Source organism: Salinarchaeum sp. Harcht-Bsk1, assembly GCF_000403645.1.
Classification (GTDB): Archaea; Halobacteriota; Halobacteria; order Halobacteriales; family Salinarchaeaceae; genus Salinarchaeum.
The window spans coordinates 2272209-2289067 of sequence record NC_021313.1; the positions used below are offsets into that span (position 1 = coordinate 2272209).

20 protein-coding genes are annotated in these 16859 nt (G+C 67.3%); 17 read left to right on the forward strand and 3 right to left on the reverse strand.

Translation table 11 applies throughout. The features are described from left to right. The first annotated feature begins 234 nt into the window (after positions 1 to 234). The 7 genes from L593_RS10335 (at position 235) to acs (ending at position 6491) form a co-directional block, all read left to right on the forward strand. The gene (locus L593_RS10335; RefSeq protein ID WP_020446908.1) at positions 235 to 1122 is read left to right on the forward strand and encodes a hypothetical protein; all 888 of its coding nucleotides are present in this window, start codon (positions 235 to 237) and stop codon (positions 1120 to 1122) included. A 217-nt stretch (positions 1123 to 1339) separates the two neighbouring features. Further along, complete coding sequence (locus L593_RS10340; protein WP_020446909.1) at positions 1340 to 1519, forward strand: HVO_0416 family zinc finger protein; 180 nt, start codon at positions 1340 to 1342, stop codon at positions 1517 to 1519. A gap of 117 nt (positions 1520 to 1636) precedes the next feature. Further along, a complete protein-coding gene (locus L593_RS16045; protein ID WP_020446910.1) occupies positions 1637 to 1795 on the forward strand; it encodes a hypothetical protein in 159 nt (52 codons plus the stop codon). A 145-nt stretch (positions 1796 to 1940) separates the two neighbouring features. Then, the gene (locus L593_RS10345; protein WP_020446911.1) at positions 1941 to 3644 is read left to right on the forward strand and encodes a methylmalonyl-CoA mutase; all 1704 of its coding nucleotides are present in this window, start codon (positions 1941 to 1943) and stop codon (positions 3642 to 3644) included. Positions 3645 to 3733: 89 nt separating this feature from the next. Further along, positions 3734 to 3931, forward strand: coding sequence for an antitoxin VapB family protein (locus L593_RS10350; protein WP_049894438.1), 198 nt, complete (start codon positions 3734 to 3736; stop codon positions 3929 to 3931). Further along, a complete protein-coding gene (locus L593_RS10355) occupies positions 3928 to 4320 on the forward strand; it encodes a PIN domain-containing protein (RefSeq protein ID WP_020446913.1) in 393 nt (130 codons plus the stop codon). Before L593_RS10350 ends, L593_RS10355 begins: the two co-directional genes overlap by 4 nt. Before the next feature lie 185 nt (positions 4321 to 4505). Next, positions 4506 to 6491: an acetate--CoA ligase gene (acs, locus tag L593_RS10360; protein ID WP_020446914.1), complete on the forward strand. Its 1986-nt coding sequence runs from the start codon at positions 4506 to 4508 to the stop codon at positions 6489 to 6491. Between the two features lie 311 nt (positions 6492 to 6802). Here the strand turns inward: acs and L593_RS10365 are convergent, their stop codons facing one another. Beyond that, positions 6803 to 7003, reverse strand: coding sequence for a hypothetical protein (locus tag L593_RS10365; protein WP_020446915.1), 201 nt, complete (start codon positions 7001 to 7003; stop codon positions 6803 to 6805). Between the two features lie 285 nt (positions 7004 to 7288). Here L593_RS10365 and L593_RS10370 point away from each other — a divergent pair, with 285 nt between their 5' ends. The 6 genes from L593_RS10370 to L593_RS10395 all read left to right on the forward strand — a co-directional run bounded on the left by L593_RS10370 (position 7289) and on the right by L593_RS10395 (position 11050). Beyond that, positions 7289 to 7636 (forward strand): helix-turn-helix domain-containing protein, encoded by a 348-nt coding sequence (locus tag L593_RS10370; RefSeq protein ID WP_020446916.1) that lies wholly within the window; start codon positions 7289 to 7291, stop codon positions 7634 to 7636. A gap of 106 nt (positions 7637 to 7742) precedes the next feature. After that, positions 7743 to 8024, forward strand: coding sequence for a hypothetical protein (locus L593_RS10375; RefSeq protein WP_020446917.1), 282 nt, complete (start codon positions 7743 to 7745; stop codon positions 8022 to 8024). A gap of 113 nt (positions 8025 to 8137) precedes the next feature. Next, the gene (locus L593_RS10380; protein WP_020446918.1) at positions 8138 to 8326 is read left to right on the forward strand and encodes a 30S ribosomal protein S17e; all 189 of its coding nucleotides are present in this window, start codon (positions 8138 to 8140) and stop codon (positions 8324 to 8326) included. A gap of 750 nt (positions 8327 to 9076) precedes the next feature. Continuing rightward, a complete protein-coding gene (gene asd, locus L593_RS10385) occupies positions 9077 to 10114 on the forward strand; it encodes an aspartate-semialdehyde dehydrogenase (RefSeq protein ID WP_020446919.1) in 1038 nt (345 codons plus the stop codon). Between the two features lie 141 nt (positions 10115 to 10255). After that, positions 10256 to 10732 (forward strand): hypothetical protein, encoded by a 477-nt coding sequence (locus L593_RS10390; protein WP_020446920.1) that lies wholly within the window; start codon positions 10256 to 10258, stop codon positions 10730 to 10732. Positions 10733 to 10810: 78 nt separating this feature from the next. Then, complete coding sequence (locus tag L593_RS10395) at positions 10811 to 11050, forward strand: hypothetical protein (protein WP_020446921.1); 240 nt, start codon at positions 10811 to 10813, stop codon at positions 11048 to 11050. Positions 11051 to 11093: 43 nt separating this feature from the next. On the opposite strand, the gene L593_RS10400 is transcribed toward L593_RS10395, so the two are convergent. Further along, positions 11094 to 12053 (reverse strand): D-isomer specific 2-hydroxyacid dehydrogenase family protein, encoded by a 960-nt coding sequence (locus tag L593_RS10400; protein WP_020446922.1) that lies wholly within the window; start codon positions 12051 to 12053, stop codon positions 11094 to 11096. A gap of 177 nt (positions 12054 to 12230) precedes the next feature. On the opposite strand from L593_RS10400, the gene L593_RS10405 reads away from it, so the two are divergent. Together L593_RS10405 and trmB are read left to right on the forward strand one after the other, a co-directional pair. Beyond that, positions 12231 to 12974 carry a proteasome assembly chaperone family protein gene (locus L593_RS10405; protein WP_020446923.1) on the forward strand — a complete coding sequence of 248 codons (744 nt, stop codon included), beginning with the start codon at positions 12231 to 12233 and terminating at the stop codon, positions 12972 to 12974. A 153-nt stretch (positions 12975 to 13127) separates the two neighbouring features. Further along, on the forward strand, positions 13128 to 14183 hold the full coding sequence (gene trmB / locus L593_RS10410) for an HTH-type sugar sensing transcriptional regulator TrmB (protein WP_020446924.1): 1056 nt from the start codon (positions 13128 to 13130) through the stop codon (positions 14181 to 14183). Positions 14184 to 14237: 54 nt separating this feature from the next. On the opposite strand, the gene L593_RS10415 is transcribed toward trmB, so the two are convergent. After that, a complete protein-coding gene (locus L593_RS10415; RefSeq protein ID WP_020446925.1) occupies positions 14238 to 15155 on the reverse strand; it encodes an MBL fold metallo-hydrolase in 918 nt (305 codons plus the stop codon). A 169-nt stretch (positions 15156 to 15324) separates the two neighbouring features. On the opposite strand from L593_RS10415, the gene L593_RS10420 reads away from it, so the two are divergent. Beyond that, a complete protein-coding gene (locus tag L593_RS10420) occupies positions 15325 to 16344 on the forward strand; it encodes a hypothetical protein (RefSeq protein WP_020446926.1) in 1020 nt (339 codons plus the stop codon). Continuing rightward, positions 16341 to 16847: a hypothetical protein gene (locus L593_RS10425; RefSeq protein WP_020446927.1), complete on the forward strand. Its 507-nt coding sequence runs from the start codon at positions 16341 to 16343 to the stop codon at positions 16845 to 16847. Before L593_RS10420 ends, L593_RS10425 begins: the two co-directional genes overlap by 4 nt. Positions 16848 to 16859 lie beyond the last annotated feature (12 nt).

Genomic DNA, 16859 nt, shown 5'->3' on the forward strand with positions numbered 1-16859 from the left:
CGGCCATAAACCCGTGGCGCGAACCGACGCGAGTGTGGGGTCGATCTCGGCCGAACCGCATCAGGGGCTGCCGAATCGCCTCGGCACCCCGACGCGATCCAGTAGGTTGCCGAGTCGCGCCGGGATGCCTGCCGGATCACTCCACGACCCGTTCCAGATCGGGGCCACGCCGCCGTGCGATCCCCACTCGTCCAAGCAGTATCCTTAAGCCCGAGCCTCGGGTACCCGCCGGCTATGGGCGTCAGGTGCACGTTGCTCGGGCACGCGTACGGCGAGGCGGAGATCGAGCGCGAGCGCGAGGAACGCGGCGACGAAGCGGTCGTGACGATTCGAGAGGTCAAGACCTGCAGTCGGTGTGGGGACCGCTCGGTCGTCAGCGAGAACAAAGAGGTGACGGCGGTCGAGAGCGCCGGCAGCGAGGTCGCGACGCCGAGCGACGCGGACGCGGCGCCGACGAGCGAGCCGCGCCCCACCGAGCCGGGGGTCGACGATACGGTGGCCGAGGAATCCGTGGAGGAAGCGGCTGTCGACGCCGGCCCGGAGGGCGGCGAAGCAGGCGCAGCCGACGCGTCGGAAGCGGGACCGGAGCAGGACCCCGAGACCGACGACGGCGTCATCCTCGATGACGAACCCGACGAGGAGCCGGCAGAGCGCGAGTACGGCGAGTGGCCCGACGCCGAGGAGGACCACGCCAGCGCGGAGGCCGATCCCGCCGCTGCCGACGAGGACGCCAACGGCGGCCCCGCTCCCTGGCCCGACAGCGACGATGAGGCGGACGAGGGGTTCGACGCCGCGACGCCGGACGACGAGCCTGCAGCGGACGTCGAGTATCCCGGTTCCGCCGACGCCGAGCCGCCGGGCGACGGGTCCGGCGACGCGGAGGCCTCGGCGGACGCTGCAGAGATCCTGGACGACGAACCAGCGACCGAGCGCCCGCCGGCCGACGAGGGCGTGGACTTCGAGCGCGCTCGCGAGACCAGTTCGCCGAGCGCCCCCTCGACCGGGGGCACCGAACTCTACTGCCCGGCGTGTGGCTACCGCGACCCGAGCCGCGACGGCTCCCTCCGCGAGGGCGACATCTGCCCGGAGTGCAAGAAAGGCTACCTCGCGGCCGGCGAGTAACCGTCAAGCCCGACGCAGTTCCGCGTTCTGCGCTCGTTTCTCGTCCGATTCGTATCCCGTTACCCCGTCGCTTTTCTGCTCCCAGTTGTGGACGGCGTTCTGCTCGATCGTGGGGGAATTCTGCTTGGTTCGTCGTCGGTGAGCGTGCTCCGTCGCGACCGCGCAAACCGCCCCGACCCCAGCCTTTATCTCTGCGCCACGCCATAGCATACCACGTATGGCGTCTGCACCCGGCAGTTCGGGCGACGACATGTTCGACGAATTCCTCGCGTCCCGCGGTCACGAACAGACGACGTGGGAGACCGAGTACAACAAGAAGCGGTGTCCGGAGTGCAGTGGAATCCACGACGTAGACGCGACGAACTGTACGGTGTGTGGCTGGCAGCCAGGCGAGTAGATCGCTACTGGCGATTACCGCGACGGCGGCGATATCGGTGCCCATTTCTGTCAACGAAATCATCTGTTCCGGAAGGACTATGGTACGATATTTCCTTGCAAAGGATGGGAGATACGAATGCCGGAATGTCAGAACTGCGGTTCGTTCGTCACCGAGGCCTACGCGCGAGTGTTCACGCCCCGCGGCGTCGACGAACCCCGCGTCTGTCCGGAGTGCGAGGACAAGATCCGGGACGGCAGCGACGTCCGGGAGGCCCGTTCACCGCGAAACAACTGACGAACCGACGGCGTGCGACTCCGGCGTTCGTGCGATCGCATAGCAGTACCCGGCCTGATACGTTTCTGTTCGTCCTACCGCAGGTACGTCCTCGAGCTGCCGGCACACCCGAACCCTTAGGACGACGCCGACGAACGTTTCGACCATGTTCGATGATGAGGAACTGCGGTCTCTTCGGGAGTCCCGCGAGGCGTGGGAATCGAACACGCTCCAACCGGTCCTCGACCGGCACGGCGAGCGCAAGGACCGCTTCGCCACGGTGTCGAACCTCGAGGTCGATCGGCTGTACGACCCGACGGACCTCGAGGATCTGGACTACGAGGACGACCTCGGCTTCCCCGGCGAACCGCCCTACACCCGCGGGCCGTACCCGACGATGCACCGTGGGCGCACGTGGACGATGCGCCAGTTCGCTGGCTTCGGGACGGCCGAGGAGACCAACGAGCGCTTCCACTACCTGATCGACGAGGGGCAGACGGGTCTCTCCACGGCGTTCGACATGCCGTCGCTGATGGGGATCGACTCCGACGACCCGATGGCGCTCGGCGAGGTCGGCAAGGAAGGCGTCGCCGTCGACTCGCTCCGGGACATGGAGGTGCTGTTCGACGGCATCGACCTCGGAGAGGTATCGACGTCCTTTACCATCAACCCCTCCGCGCCGGTGATCTACGCGATGTACGTCGCGCTCGCCGACGTGCAGGGCGTGCCGCGCGAGCAGGTCCGCGGCACCCTCCAGAACGACATGTTCAAAGAGTTCATCGCGCAGAAGGAGTGGGTCGTGCCCCCGGAGCCGTCCCTGAAACTGGTCACGGACGTGATCGAGTTCGCGACCGAGGAGACGCCGAAGTTCCACCCCGTCTCGATCTCGGGCTACCACATCCGCGAGGCAGGGTCGACGGCGGTCGAGGAGCTGGCCTTCACCCTCGCCGACGGCTTCGCCTACGTCGAGGACGCGATGGAGCGCGGGCTCGACGTCGACGAGTTCGCGCCGCGCCTGTCCTTCTTCTTCAACTGCCACAACTCCCTCCTCGAGGAGGTCGCGAAGTTCCGCGCCGCGCGGCGAATCTGGGCGGAGAAGATGGACGAGTGGTACGACGCCGACGCCGCGGACTCCCGGCGGCTCAAGTTCCACACGCAAACCGCAGGGCAGTCACTGACGGCCCAGCAGCCGCTGAACAACGTCGTCCGGGTGACGATCCAGGCACTGGCCTCGGTGATGGGCGGCACGCAGAGCCTCCACACCAACAGCTTCGACGAGGCGCTCGCGCTGCCCAGCGAGAAGGCCGTCCGCGTCGCACTGCGGACCCAGCAGATCATCGCGGAGGAGTCCGGCGTCGCGGACACGATCGATCCCCTCGGCGGGAGCTTCGCGGTCGAGGCGCTCACCGATCAGGTCGAATCCGAGGCGATGGCGTACATGGAGACGATCCGCGAGCGGGGCAACGGTTCGATGCGCGAGGGCGTCCTGGACGGCATCGAGGACGGCTACTTCCAGCGCGAGATCCAGGACTCGGCCTACGAGTACCAGGAGCGCGTCGAGGACGGCGAGGAGGTCGTCGTCGGGGTCAACAAGTACACCATCGCAGAGGAGACCGCCGCGGACACGCTCCACGTCGACGAGGAGCAGGCGAGGGAGACGCAGTTGGATCGCATCGAGTCCGTCAAAGACGAGCGCGACGAGCAGGCCGTCGAGGATGCGCTCGCCGCTGTCCGCGACGCCGCGGAGAACGACGAGAACACGATCCCGGCGATCGTCGACGCCGTGAAGGAGTACGCGACGATGGGCGAGATCATGCAGGTCTTCGAGGACGTGTACGGGGAGTACGCGGGGGAAGTCGGACCGGCCTGAATACCCCTGGCTGCTTCGATCCGTCCCGTTCGTTCCGATTCGTCCCGCTCGGCGAAACGACTTTCAGAATGTATGCCCTCTGCATACATATGAGCACGAGCATCCGAGTGTCCGAGGAAACCAAGGCGAAACTCGACCTGCTCAAGCGTGACGACGAGACGTTCGACGAGTTGCTCCGCCGACTGGCGGGTGAAACGGAGCCAATTGAGATCGGTGCATGGGACGACGAAACAGCGGACAGGGCGCGGGAGGCGGTCGACCGGTCACGTGAGAGTTTCGGGCGATGACGTTTCTCGACTCCTCCGCGATCATCGACATGCTCGACGGCGTCGAGCGGACCGTCGAATGCGTCGAGGCACACGGAACGCCGTATCTCACGTCCTCGATCTGTGTGTTCGAAGTCCTCGAAGGCGTACTCGGCAGCGGAACCACCGACGTGATGGCGGCACGACAGCAGTTCGGCGGCGTTCGCGCGCTGGAGTTCAACGAAGACATCGCGATCGAGGCGGCTCGGTTGCAGGATGCGCTGCTGGCCGACGGCGAGCCGATGGCTCCCCGCGACCTGCTGATCGCTGCGACGGCTCGATCGACTGGCGACCACCTCGTCGTCAACGATGCGGATTTTCAGACGGACGTACTCGAGGAGACGATCTCCGTGACGAACCTCGCCGAGTAGATCGGACGCGGCGATCGAGGAGGATCGAACGACTTCACTTCAGTAGCAACGTGCTACGGGGTCGTTTCCGCCGACCAGCGGGCTCTTCAAAGATTCACTCGCCCCCGAATTCACATGATGGCGCGGGGGCGACCGTCTCCGGCATGAGAACACTTAACCCGGTGTTGTACGATTATTTTCGGTGTATGTCAGACGCTGACACCGAGGCCGAGCTCGAGGCCCGGCTCGAGGAGCAGGAGTCCTTCGAACCACCCGAGTGGTTCGTCGAGCAGGCCAACGTCTCGGACCCGGACATCTACGACGAGTTCGAGGAGAACTGGCCGGAGTGCTGGGAGCGCGCCGCGGACCTGATCTCCTGGGAAGAGGAGTACGACCAGGTGCTCGACGACTCGGACGAGCCCTTCTACGAGTGGTTCACCGGCGGCGAACTCAACGCCTCCTACAACTGCATCGATCGGCACGTCGAGAATGGCCAGAAGAATCGTGCGGCGATCCAGTGGGAGGGCGAACTGGGCGAGGAGCGGACGATCACCTATCAGGAGCTCCAGCGCGAGGTCGAGGCCTTCGCTGCCGCCCTCCGGGAGCAGGGCGTCGAGGAGGACGACGTCGTCACGCTTTACCTCCCGATGCTGCCGCAGCTCCCGATCGCGATGCTGGCGTGCGCCCGCATCGGCGCGCCACACTCCGTCGTCTTCGCGGGCTTCTCCGCCGAAGCCCTGGCCGAGCGGATGAACGCCGCCGAGTCCGAGTACCTCGTCACCTGCGACGGGTACTACCGCCGTGGCGAGGCCCTGAACCACAAGGAGAAGGCCGACGAGGGCCTCCAGCAGGTCGATCACGACGTCGAGTCCGTGATCGTCGTCGACCGTCTCGGCGACGAACTGACGCACTTCCTCGGCGACAACGCCCACGACTACCAGGAACTCGTCGACGAGCACGAGGGCGCTTCCGTCACGCCGGTCTCCCGCGACGCCGAGGACATGCTGTTCCTCATGTACACCTCGGGTACCACGGGAACGCCGAAGGGCGTCAAGCACACGACCGGAGGGTATCTCTCCTACGCCGCATGGACGACCCAGTCCGTGCTCGACGTCAAGCAGGAGGACACCTACTGGTGCGCCGCGGACATCGGCTGGATCACCGGCCACTCCTACATCGTCTATGGCCCGCTCGCGCTCGGCACGACGACGGTGATGTACGAGGGGACGCCGGACTACCCCGAGAAGGATCGGCTCTGGGAACTGGTCGAGAAGTACGGCGTGGACATGTTCTACACCGCACCCACGGCCATCCGGGCGTTCATGAAGTGGGGCCAGCAGTACCCCGATTCGCACGACCTCTCGACGCTCCGCCTGCTGGGCACCGTCGGCGAGCCGATCAATCCGCGCGCCTGGAAGTGGTACTACAAGCACATCGGGCACGAGGACGTCGCCGTCGTCGACACCTGGTGGCAGACCGAGACGGGCGGGATGATGGTGACGACGCTGCCCGGGATCGGCGAGATGAAACCCGGCTCGGCGGGGCCGCCGCTGCCGGGCATCGACGCCCGCATCGTCGACAATCAGGGCGACGAAGTCGAGCCCGGTGACGCCGGCTATCTCACGGTCAACAATCCGTGGCCGGGGATGCTCCGGACGCTCTACAAGAACGACGAGCGGTTCCTCGAGGAGTACTGGCGCGAGTACTCCGACGAGGAGACCGACGAGTGGGTCTACTTCCCCGAGGACGGCGCGTCCATCGACGAGGACGGCTACATCACCGTACTCGGGCGGGTCGACGACGTGATCAACGTCTCCGGTCACCGCCTCGGGACGATGGAGATCGAGTCGGCCGTCGTCGACGTCGAGGGCGTCGCCGAGGCCGCGGTCGTCGGTGGCACCCACGAGGTCAAGGGCGAGGCCGTCTACGCCTTCGTCATCACCGAGGACGGGCAAAGCGAGGACGATGCGCTGCGCGAGCGTGTCGTCGAACGCGTCGAGGACGCGATCGGTCCGATCGCGCGGCCCGAGCGAATCGTCTTCACGCCCGACCTCCCGAAGACGCGGTCGGGCAAGATCATGCGTCGGCTGCTCGAGGAGATCGCCGACGGCGAGGAGCTTGGCGACACCTCGACGCTGCGGAACCCCGACATCGTCCAGGACATCAAGGACGAGGTCGACGCCAGCGACTGAGTAGCGCTGGCAGCCACACGACCTCGTCGAGCAGGTGGAGTCGCTTTTTCCGTGTCAGTCAGGTGCCCAGGACTCGGCACCGTGTCGTGACTCGGGAGTGAATCGAACGGAGCGGTCTCTCTCTCTGTCTCACGAGGGCAGTGGACGGATCGCTGCGACTCGTGAGTGGACGAAGCGGAACACCGTCCCCAAACGGTGCCAAAGCGGCGTGTGAACTGGCAACCGTCACCGACGTGCCACCCCTCTCCCAGGAGAAGGCGGACTCGCGTGAGGCGACGGACGGCGGTAGCTCCCGACTACTGCAGCAGCCGTTACGCGTTGTTCATCCGCTGGCTCGTCCGCTCGCCACAGCGCTGGCACTCCCGAACCCGGTAGGGCTCGCGGGAGTAGTGGGCGTTATCGGAGTCTTCGGCCTCCGTCATGATCTGCACGGAAACTTCGTGCAGCGTGTCAGTCCCGCAAGCGTCACAGGGCTCGGTCATCCCGTTTAACGAGTTGTCAGTCGTCGCCATACTTGATCGTAGTAGGCTACCACTATAACAGGACACGAGCGTTTTCAAATCGGGAAAAAACCCCGTACCTGAGCGGGGTGGCACCGTATCGTACACCGGTGCGTTCGAAACATCAAAGGTGAGTGTTCGAAACGCGAGTGGATGTCACGATGGATCCCACGATTCGGGTCGGGGATCGAAAGTCGCCGAACGATCGAACGCCCGCTACGGAGCCCGTCGTAACGCGGGCCGGCCTCGCTTTCAGGGGGAAACCGTTATGCTCCACGCGAAACCAAGCGTTGAGACGTGGGAGACGAACGGCCGATCGAGGACATCCTCGATACGATCGGGGACGATCACGCGCGGGACGTGCTGGCCGCGATCAGCGAGGAACCACGCCCCGCCAGCGAGGTCGCGGACGCCTGCGACCTCTCCTTGCCCACGGTCTATCGACGGATCGAGATGCTGAAAGAGCACAAACTCGTCTCATCGGAGACGGCCGTCGCCGACGACGGGAACCACTACGACGTGTTCAAGTCGAACTTCGACGGCACCGTCATTCGCCTGCGCGACGACGAGTACGACGTACGCATCTACCGCAAGGAGAACATACCCGATCGGTTCTCGAGCCTCTGGGACGAACTCTCTCGGTGACGGGTCCGAGCTGGGCACCGATCGACCGTCGACTAGCGACTGCGTTCCTGCGATTCTCGCCGTCGACAGGGGAGCGTTTTAGACCCTCCCCTCCCACGGGACGGGCATGGCGGCGTACACCGAGGTCCTGGAGGCAGTCCTGATGATGCTACGGCTCGCACTGTTCGCCCTCGCGCTGGGGCTGACGATCATCAGCTTCCAGGCCTACCGCGAGAACGGCGGGAAGCGACTCGAGTCTGCATTCATCGGCTTCGCCTTCATCAGCATGGGCGTCGCGATGACGTCGATGGGCGACCAGGTGGAGTCGCTGGAGCTGTTCTTCTCGATCGCGGAGACGGTGCCCTTCATCATCGGTTTCGGGATGCTCTGGATTTCGCTGTACCGGTAGTCCGGCGGCTGTTTTTCGCGCGCGAACTGCAGCGGCGTTCACCGGGTCTGCGAGCCTCGACCCCCAGACCGCGAATCGAACCCTTTTAGACGCAGACGACGGTATCCGGCGGTATGGCCATCAAACCCGCCTACGTCAAGAAGACGGGCGAGATCCTCATGGAGCGCTACCCCGAGGCGCTCTCGACGGATTTCGAGCACAACAAGGAGGCAGTCACCGAGCTGACGAACATCGAGTCCAAGGGCGTTCGCAACCGGATCGCGGGCTACATCGCGCGCAAGCAGGCCGCCCAGCCTGCCTGAATCGGGATTCTGGATTTTCGACGGTCGTTCGTTCCCGGTAGTCCGTGGGCTGCTTCTCCATTTCGGGGGGTTGCAATCGATGCAGTGGGCTCCGAAAGCCCCCGAGCGCTCGAACGTCCTCGCTCGCTGTCGTCCGAGAGGGCGAAGCCCTCTCGTGATCACGAAAGACGCTTTGCGTCTTTCGAACGACGCTCCTCGCCCTTCGGCCTGCGGTGCTTGCGTCGCGACGACGCCTCGACCGTACGGCCCCTTTCGAAGCCCACCCAAACTGCCTCATTCCTCCCCAGCCTTCTGCACCGGAAGACGGTCCTGCTCGCTACGCTGCGCGGGCTGCGTCTTCCGAGCCATCGTTCGCTTCGCTCACGATGACGCTCCTCACGTCGCACTGCTCGCTGTGCTGCTCGGCCCTCGCGCGGATTGCTCGCTCCGGCCGTTCGCCCGTACGAGGGCTCACGGCCTCCACGAGCGCGCGCCGATGTGGACTACCGGGGATTTAGTGATTCTGTAGGGAATCAATCGGGTGGGATTGGAAGGGGCCGACCGGTCGTCGCCGTAGGCGACGCAAGGACCGCAGGGAGCGACAGCGACCGAGGACCGCAGCGAGCGTACGGCGACGAGCGGGAGGGGGCTTCCAGGTGGTCTGCGTTAGCGCGGTCTGCCGATATCGAGGCAATCCGATCTGGTCCGTCACTGACGACCATGCAAATCACTTCCAAACCGTTTTGGCTGCCCACCCCCCAGACCGGGCCAATGTCAGTACGCGTTGGCGTCATCGGCGCAACGGGCGCTGTCGGACAGCGCCTCATCCAGCAGCTCGCACCGCACGACGACTTCGAAATCGCGGCGCTCACGGCCAGCGAGTCGAGCGCGGGCAAGCCCTACTCCGAGGCGGCGAAATGGCGGGCGTCGGGTCCGATCCCCGACGGCGTCGGCGACGTCACGGTCGTCGAGACCGACCCGTCGGCGGTCGGCGACGACGTCGACCTGCTCTTCTCCTCGCTGCCGTCCAGCGTCGGCGAACGGGTCGAACCCGCGTTCGCCGAGGCGGGCTACGTGGTCTCCTCGAACTCCTCGAACGGCCGGCTCGACGACGACGTGCCCCTCGTCATCCCCGAGGTCAACGCCGACCACGTCGACCTGATCGAGGTCCAGCGCGACGAGCGCGGCTGGGACGGCGCCCTCCTGAAGAACCCGAACTGCTCGACGATCACGATGGTGCCGCCGCTGGCCGCCCTCGACGACGCGTTCGGCCTCGAGTCCGTGACGGTCTCGACGCTCCAGGCGGTCTCCGGCGCTGGGTACGACGGCGTCACCTCGATGGAGATCATCGACAACGTCCTCCCCCACATCGGCGGCGAGGAGACGAAGATGGAGACGGAGACCTGCAAGCTCCTGGGCGGCTTCGACGGCGCAGAGCTCTCCTGGCACGACGTCGAGGTCTCCGCGTCGTGTAACCGCGTACCGACGCTCGACGGCCACCTCGAGAACGTCTGGGCGGAGACCGCCGAGGACGCCGGCCCTGCCGAGGCCGAGCAGGCCTTCCGCGACATGCCGTCCGTCGACCTCCCGAGCGCGCCCGAGCAGTTGATCCACGTCCACGAGGACCCGAACCGCCCGCAGCCCCGACTCGACCGCGACGCGGAGGGCGGGCAGGCGATCTCCGTCGGCCCGGTCCAGGAGACGCCCGACGGCATCCTGTTCGACTCCCTCGCACACAACACGATCCGCGGCGCGGCCGGCGCGAGCGTCCTCAACGGGGAACTCCTCCTCGAACGCGGCTACCTCTGAGCGGGCGGCCCCCTCGCGACCGTTTCGATCCCGATTCGACCTGGCCAGCCACGACGCGACACTTGATAGCAGCGGGGCTGTGTACGAGCGAAGCACCACCGGACCACGGCTATCACCGATCGCCTGCCAGATGCACCCGTCATGGGAGCCACGGAGGCCGACGATCGGCACGTATCGGAGGAAATCGGGTTCGACGACCAGCTGCTCGTCGGGGGTGCGCTCGGCGGAGTGCTCGCCGGCGTCCTGATGGGCCTGCTGATGCACTACCGGATGGGGATCATGGAGGTCGTTGGCGGCCTCTACAGCGTCGAATCCGTCACGGCGGGCTGGATCTTCCACCTGGTGCACGCCGTCCTCTTCGGCGTCTTCTTCGCGATCGGGCTGCAGTGGCGTCCGTTCGCGAAGTACGACTTCGGCCCGCTCGCCATCGCGCTCCTGGGCCTGGCCTGGGGCGTCGCGCTCTGGATGGTCGCTGCCGGGGTGATCATGCCGCTCTGGCTCGACGCGATGGCGCTACCCGCGCCGGACCTGCCGAACTGGGCAACGAAGAGCGGGACCGGCCACCTGGTCTACGGCGCGACCCTCGGCGTCGTCGTGGCGATCGCCGACCGGCTCTGAGCACCGGCTGTCTCGGCGACGACGTATCTCCGCTGACGTGACGAACCGCTTTTTACCGGAGCGCTCGACGCCGCGTCTATGGCAATCGCCGTAACGGATCTGCTCTGGAGCGCCCTCTTCGTCCTCCTCTACCTCCTGATCGCCGCCGTCGCCATCGTGGGTGCGGTCGGAATCCCTGCCTTCGTCGGCAAAATGGTCTACGACCGAGCGCAGTCGGAGGACCTCTCGAACCCCGCGGGGATCGGACTCGGTGCCGCCTTCTTCACCGTGCTCGTCGGGCTGTTCGCGATCGGCGTGCTGTTGTTCTACGTCGGTTGAGGTGCGCTCCTGTCGATGGGCGACGGCGTCCGATCGTACTGCCTCAGGGGACGACGTTCTCCAGTTCCTCGCCGGCTTCCGACCGCCGGACGTTGCCCGCGAGGATGTCCGCGAGCCGATCGTAGTACTTCGGGGTGTAGCCGGCGTTGTGCGGCGTGATCCGGACGGTCTCGAGGTCCCAGAGCGGGTGGTCGTTCGGCAGTGGCTCCGGATCGGTGACGTCGAGGTGTGCGCCGCGCAGCCGGTTCGACCGCAGCGCCCAGAGCAACGCGTCGGTGTCGAGGACGGGACCGCGGGCGACGTTGACCACGTACGCGGAGGGCGGGAGCGTCCCGAGTTCGTCGCGACCGATCAGGCCCTCCGTCGTCTCCGTCAGCGGGCAAGCGAGCACCAGTTGATCGGTGCGTGCGAGCGCTTCCTCGAAGGCTGCCTCGTCGTCGAAGCCCAGCACCTCGTCCGTCGGCCCGCCCTTCTCCGGCGAGTAGCGGATGCCGATAGTGTCGACCCCGAACCCGTCCAGCCGATCGGCGATCGCGGTGCCGATCGCGCCGAGGCCGACGATGGTGACGGTGTCGCCCATCAGTTCGTGGGTCTGGTAGTGCCGCCACTCGTTGCGGGATTGGCGGCGCTGGCCCGCCTCGAACCGGCGGACCGCGGCGAGGATCGCGCCGATGACCTGCTCGGCCATGTTCGGGCCGTGGACGCCAGAGGCGTTGGTGACCGTGACGCCGGCCGCCCGGAGCGCGTCCATCGGCAGGTGGTCGGTCCCCGCGTATCCGCATGCGAACAGCTCCATCGCGTCGGCCAGTTCGAGCAGTTCCTCGTCGATGGCCCGACCGGTGACGTAGGGGACGCCCTCGATCAGCTCTCGTTCCTCAGACGGCGTGGTCGCGACGGCGACGTCGTGGTCGGGAAGCCGTTCGCGGAGCTTCGCGCCGTAGGCCTCGACGGGCTCGCCGTGGGTTCCCTTGCTGAGTACGAGCACGTCGGCTGGCGGTGACATACCTGGGCTTCTCGCGCTCCTCACGTCATCGTTTCGGCGCGATCTCGATTCGTCGAGGTCTTCCTTCGCAGTGCAGTCGGATTCGGTCCGCCGGTCCGGCGATGGTCCCTCGATACGACGGGCGTCCCGGTGGTCGCCGTCCCGAACTTGAAGGCCAGGGCAGTCGTACTCGCTAGCATGGACAGCGAGCAGCGCCGGCGTCCGCGGGTGTCAGTCCACGAGGAGCAGGCGGTGACGGAACCGGTCGTGGCTGGGTTCTCGGAGTTCGGCCTCGCGGGGCTCACCGCGGTGGATTACCTGACGACCCAGTTCGAGATGGAGCCGGTCGGCCACGTCCGGGCGGACGGCCTGCCCTCGATCACGCCGTTCACGGCCGGCGAGCCTCGCCACCCGGTCCGTCTCCACGCGTCGAACGACGTGCCGGTGACGGCGCTGGTCGGCGAGCAGTTCGTCCCCGTGTGGGCGGCCGACGAGTTCGGCGAGTCGCTGCTGGAGTGGATCGACGCCTCCGAGGTCGACGAACTCTGTCTCGTCTCCGGCATTCCCGTTCCCCACGGCCCCGAGGACCACCGGGCGTTCTGGATCGCGACGGAGGACTTCCGGGAGCGGCGCCTCGAGGAGACCGACCTCGACCCGATGGGCAACGGCTTCCTCGACGGCGTCGGCGCGGCACTGCTCGACCGGGGCATCGACACCGACCTCGCGGTGAGCGTGCTGGTGACGCCGGTGCACCCGCAGGTCCCCGACGCCGACGCGGCGCTTCGACTCCTCGAGGGGCTCGTCGACGTGTACGGCATCGACGTCGAGACCGGCCCGCTGGAGACGTTCGCGGAGGAGGTCCGGGAGTACTACGGCGAACTCTCCGCGCGCCTGCAGACCGTCGCCGAGGACGACCAGCCCGAAGACCGGATGTACATGTAGTTCAGTTGTAACGACGACCGATCCGTCCTGCCGTCAGGTCCGTCCCAGAGCAGTCGGGCGGTTTCTCGTCGAGCGGGTACTACGGGCTTACGAAACACGGTTGTACTCGATCCGCAATAAATACGTACCGGTAGTGTGAATCCAGCACAACCGATGGCCTCAGACGACTTGCGCACGACGCTCGAACGGGTCGGGGAGCGATTCAACCTCGGGGAGTACGGCACCGACGCCTACCTCGCCGTCCTCGAACACGGCGAGTTGACCGCCAGCGAAATCTCAGAGCGAACGGACATCCCACAGCCCCGCGTCTACGACACCGTCCGCAGCCTCAGCGACCGCGGGCTCGTCGAACTCCGCGAGTCCCGTCCGATGAAGGTCGTCGCGATCGACCCCGCGGAGGCCTTCGAGGAGCTCGAGAGCTCGCTCGACCGGATGATCGCCGAACTCGAGGCCCGGTACACCGCGCCGGCTCGCGAGACCGAGGCCGTCTCGCTGGTTCGCTCCCGTGCGACGATCCTCCGGTACGTCGAGGAGGTCATCGAATCCGCCGAGTACGAACTCGCGCTCTCGCTGACGCCCTCCCTGCTCGAGCGCTTCGAGACCCAGCTCGGCCGCGCCGTCGATCACGGCGTCAGCGTCGACCTGATCGTCACGCCCGGTGCCGAGGCACCGGACCCCGACGAGTACGACTACACGACGGTCTGTACGAACGCCCGAACCCGCCGCGGGATCACGACCCCCGTCATCGCCGTCGCCGACGGCGAGTACTCCGTCTACGCCACCCAGGACGCGATCCGCGACGATCGCGAGCGCTACGGCGTCATCTTCAACCGCTCCGCGCTGGGCTTCCTCCTCTCTGGCTTCTACGGCACCGTGCTCTGGACCACGAGCGAGGAACTGATCAGCGACGGGACTGACCGCTCCTTCCCCCGAATCTACGCCTCGATCCGTCGCTGCGTCAAGGACCTCCAGACCGTCGAGGGCCCGCTGTACGCCACCGTCCGCGGCCGCGACGTCCTGACCGGCGAGCCCCGGGTCGTCCGCGGGCGCGTCATCGAGATCACGTTCGAGCACACCGAGGAGGTCGCTGGCCTCACGGTCGAGACCGAGGACGGCACCGTCACGATCGGCGGCCAGGTCGCGACCCTCGAGGACATCGAATCCCACGAACTCTGGATCGGCAAAGAGGAACCGCCGGAGATCGAGTAGCTCCCGCGTCGAGGCCTGCTACCGCGTCGCTGTCGCTCGAACGGCACCGGCCGCTCACGACCGATCGAGCGCGACCAGGACGCCCCGGACGTTCATCGCCGTCTCGGCCATCGCCTTCTCCTCGCCCCAGAGTTCGTCGGTGTCGACCGACGCGAGCAGTCGGTCGACCACCGCCTCGTCGCTGGCGTCCTCGCCGCCAAGCTCCTCGCGTGCAGCAGCGACCGCGTCGACCCAGTCGGCGAGCACTGTCTCGTAGGCCGCGAGGTGGTCGGCGGTCCGTGCGGGCCCGAAGTGGGCGTAACAGAGCACCGACGGATCGAGGTCCCTGATCGTCTCGACGTCCGCCAGCGCCTGTTCCGGATCGAAGTTCGGCGGCGGCGACGTCGGCTCGACGGCGTCGCGTTCGGGCACGTAGATCCCCGCCGCGTCGGCAGTGAACACCGCATCGTCGGACGGTGAGTGGTAGACGACCTGGTGGGGAGCGTGGCCTGGCGCGTGGTGGGCCACGAGCTCCCGGTCGCCGAGGTCGATTCGATCGCCGTCCGTGAGCGTCTCGATGCGGTCCTCCGGGATCGGCACCGGATCGGCGTAGTACTGCCACTGGTCGCCGACGGCGCGCTTGGTGCCCTCGACGAGCCGTTCCGGATCGACGAGGTGGGTGGCCCCGATCTCGTGGACGTAGACCGTCGCGTTCGGGTAGTCCCGTGCGAGCCGACCCGCGCCCCCAGCGTGATCGAGGTGGACGTGCGTGACGGCGATCGCGGCGAGGTCCTCCTCGCCGATCCCCGCGGCCTCGATCGCCGCCTGGACGTGCTCGTAGTCCGCGCCGATGCCGGTGTCGACGACCGCCGGTTCGGGCGCGTCGATCACGTACACCGAACCGTAGCCAGCGACGTCGTACATCCCCGTGTCGACGTAGCTGATCCCCGCGCAGTCCCCGAGTTCGACCGCCGCGACGTCTCCGGGCTCCATACCCGTGCTGGGGCCGCCGATCGCCAAAAGTCCGGGGGTGGGATCCCGGTCGCGCCTGCCGCCTCGGCGTCGGGACTGTGCTCGCCACTCGTTCTGGGTCCCACCGATCCGGCTGGGTCCGCTGCCTCGCGCCACACCTTTAAGCCAGATACCGCGGCGACGCCTGACCATGTCCCAGGACGACCTCGCTGAGCGACTCGACGCTGTCGAACGCAGACTCGACGCGGCGTATCCGGATGCGGCGGCAGACGGTACGACGGAGCAGGCGACCGACCGGATCGAGACGTTCGCCGAACGCCTGGCCGACCTCGAGGCGGCGGTCGAGGCCGTCGAGGGCTACGTCGGGGAGATCGAACGCGTCGACGCGGAACTCGAACAGCGGGCGGACGCCGCGCTCGCGACGGCCGACGGGCTCGAATCCCGGGTGGAGCACCTCGAGGCCCGCGTCGGGGGCGACGGCAGCGACCTCGAAGAGCGCCTCGCCGAACAGGACGCAGCGCTGGCGGCCCTCCGGAACGAGGTGGAGGGACTCGAGGATCGGATCGGTGAGCGGCAGGCTGACGGAGACAAGTCGGCCGCTGGCGACCCACTTGACGAGTTCGCAGCGGTCGGCGCCGGGGACGCGCCGGTCGATCCTACTGACGATGGCACCGGACAGGTGTACGCTGGGACCAGACGAGACGCCAGTTCCGAGCGAGAGCCCGACAGGGTGGCGGACTCCCCGGGCCAGTGTACGTGTTCGGACGCCCCGGCGGGTCCGCCGTCGGCAGCCGATTCGCCTCCCACCGCGGCCGCCCGGCACTCCGCACCCGATGGCGGCGTGGCGATCTCCAGCAGGTCGGAGGATCCACTGGATCGACGGAACGCGTCGACGGAGTCGATCGAGGGAGCAGCCGACCAGCCGCCCGGGACGCCGGGACTGGGGACGACGAACTCGCCGGCCAGTCCCGAGGCCACCGGCTCCTCCAGCCCCGGTGATTCGACTTCCCGTGAACCCGGACGTCGGTCCCATCGGGCATCGTCGTCGCAATCGAGCGTCTCCGGCTGGGGCGAACTAGGGTCTGGAGTGGACGAACCCGACGCCGATCGCTCCCGGAGCGGCGACGGTCGTGGCACTGCCGAGGAGGATCCCGGCTTGGCCGACGCGAACACCGAGACGCTGCTCGATCGGCTCCGCTCGCTGCTGTGATCCGCGTCGTCGTCACCGTGCTCCTCGCGATCGCCCTGCTCGCGGCGGCGCTGCCGGCGGTCGAGGACGCCGCTGCCGATCGCATCGAGCGCCAGCTCCGGGCAGACATCGAGGCCATCGATACGGCCGCGACCGAGCTGTTGCGCTCCGAGGAAGCGGTCCCCGGAACCGCTGGCGCCCGCCGAACCGTGTCCGTGACGCTCGCTGCCGACGGCATCGCGGCAGCGCCGGTCGAGGAGGTCCGGATATCGAGCACTGACCGACGCTACAGCTTTCGCGTCGAGGGCCGGGGCGAGCGCAAACTACGCGGGACCGTCCCCGTACACACGCTCGGCGACGAGCCGCTGGTCCTCCGCGAACCCGGCACCCACGAATTGGTGCTCGCGCTCGTCCGGGTCGAGGGCGAGCGCCGCGTCGTGATCGCTCGCATCGAGGCCGTCCGCGACGGTGCACTCGGCGGTACGCGCGCTTCGGCGACCGGCCCTCCGGGGGTTCAAGACTGATGCCGGGGCGAA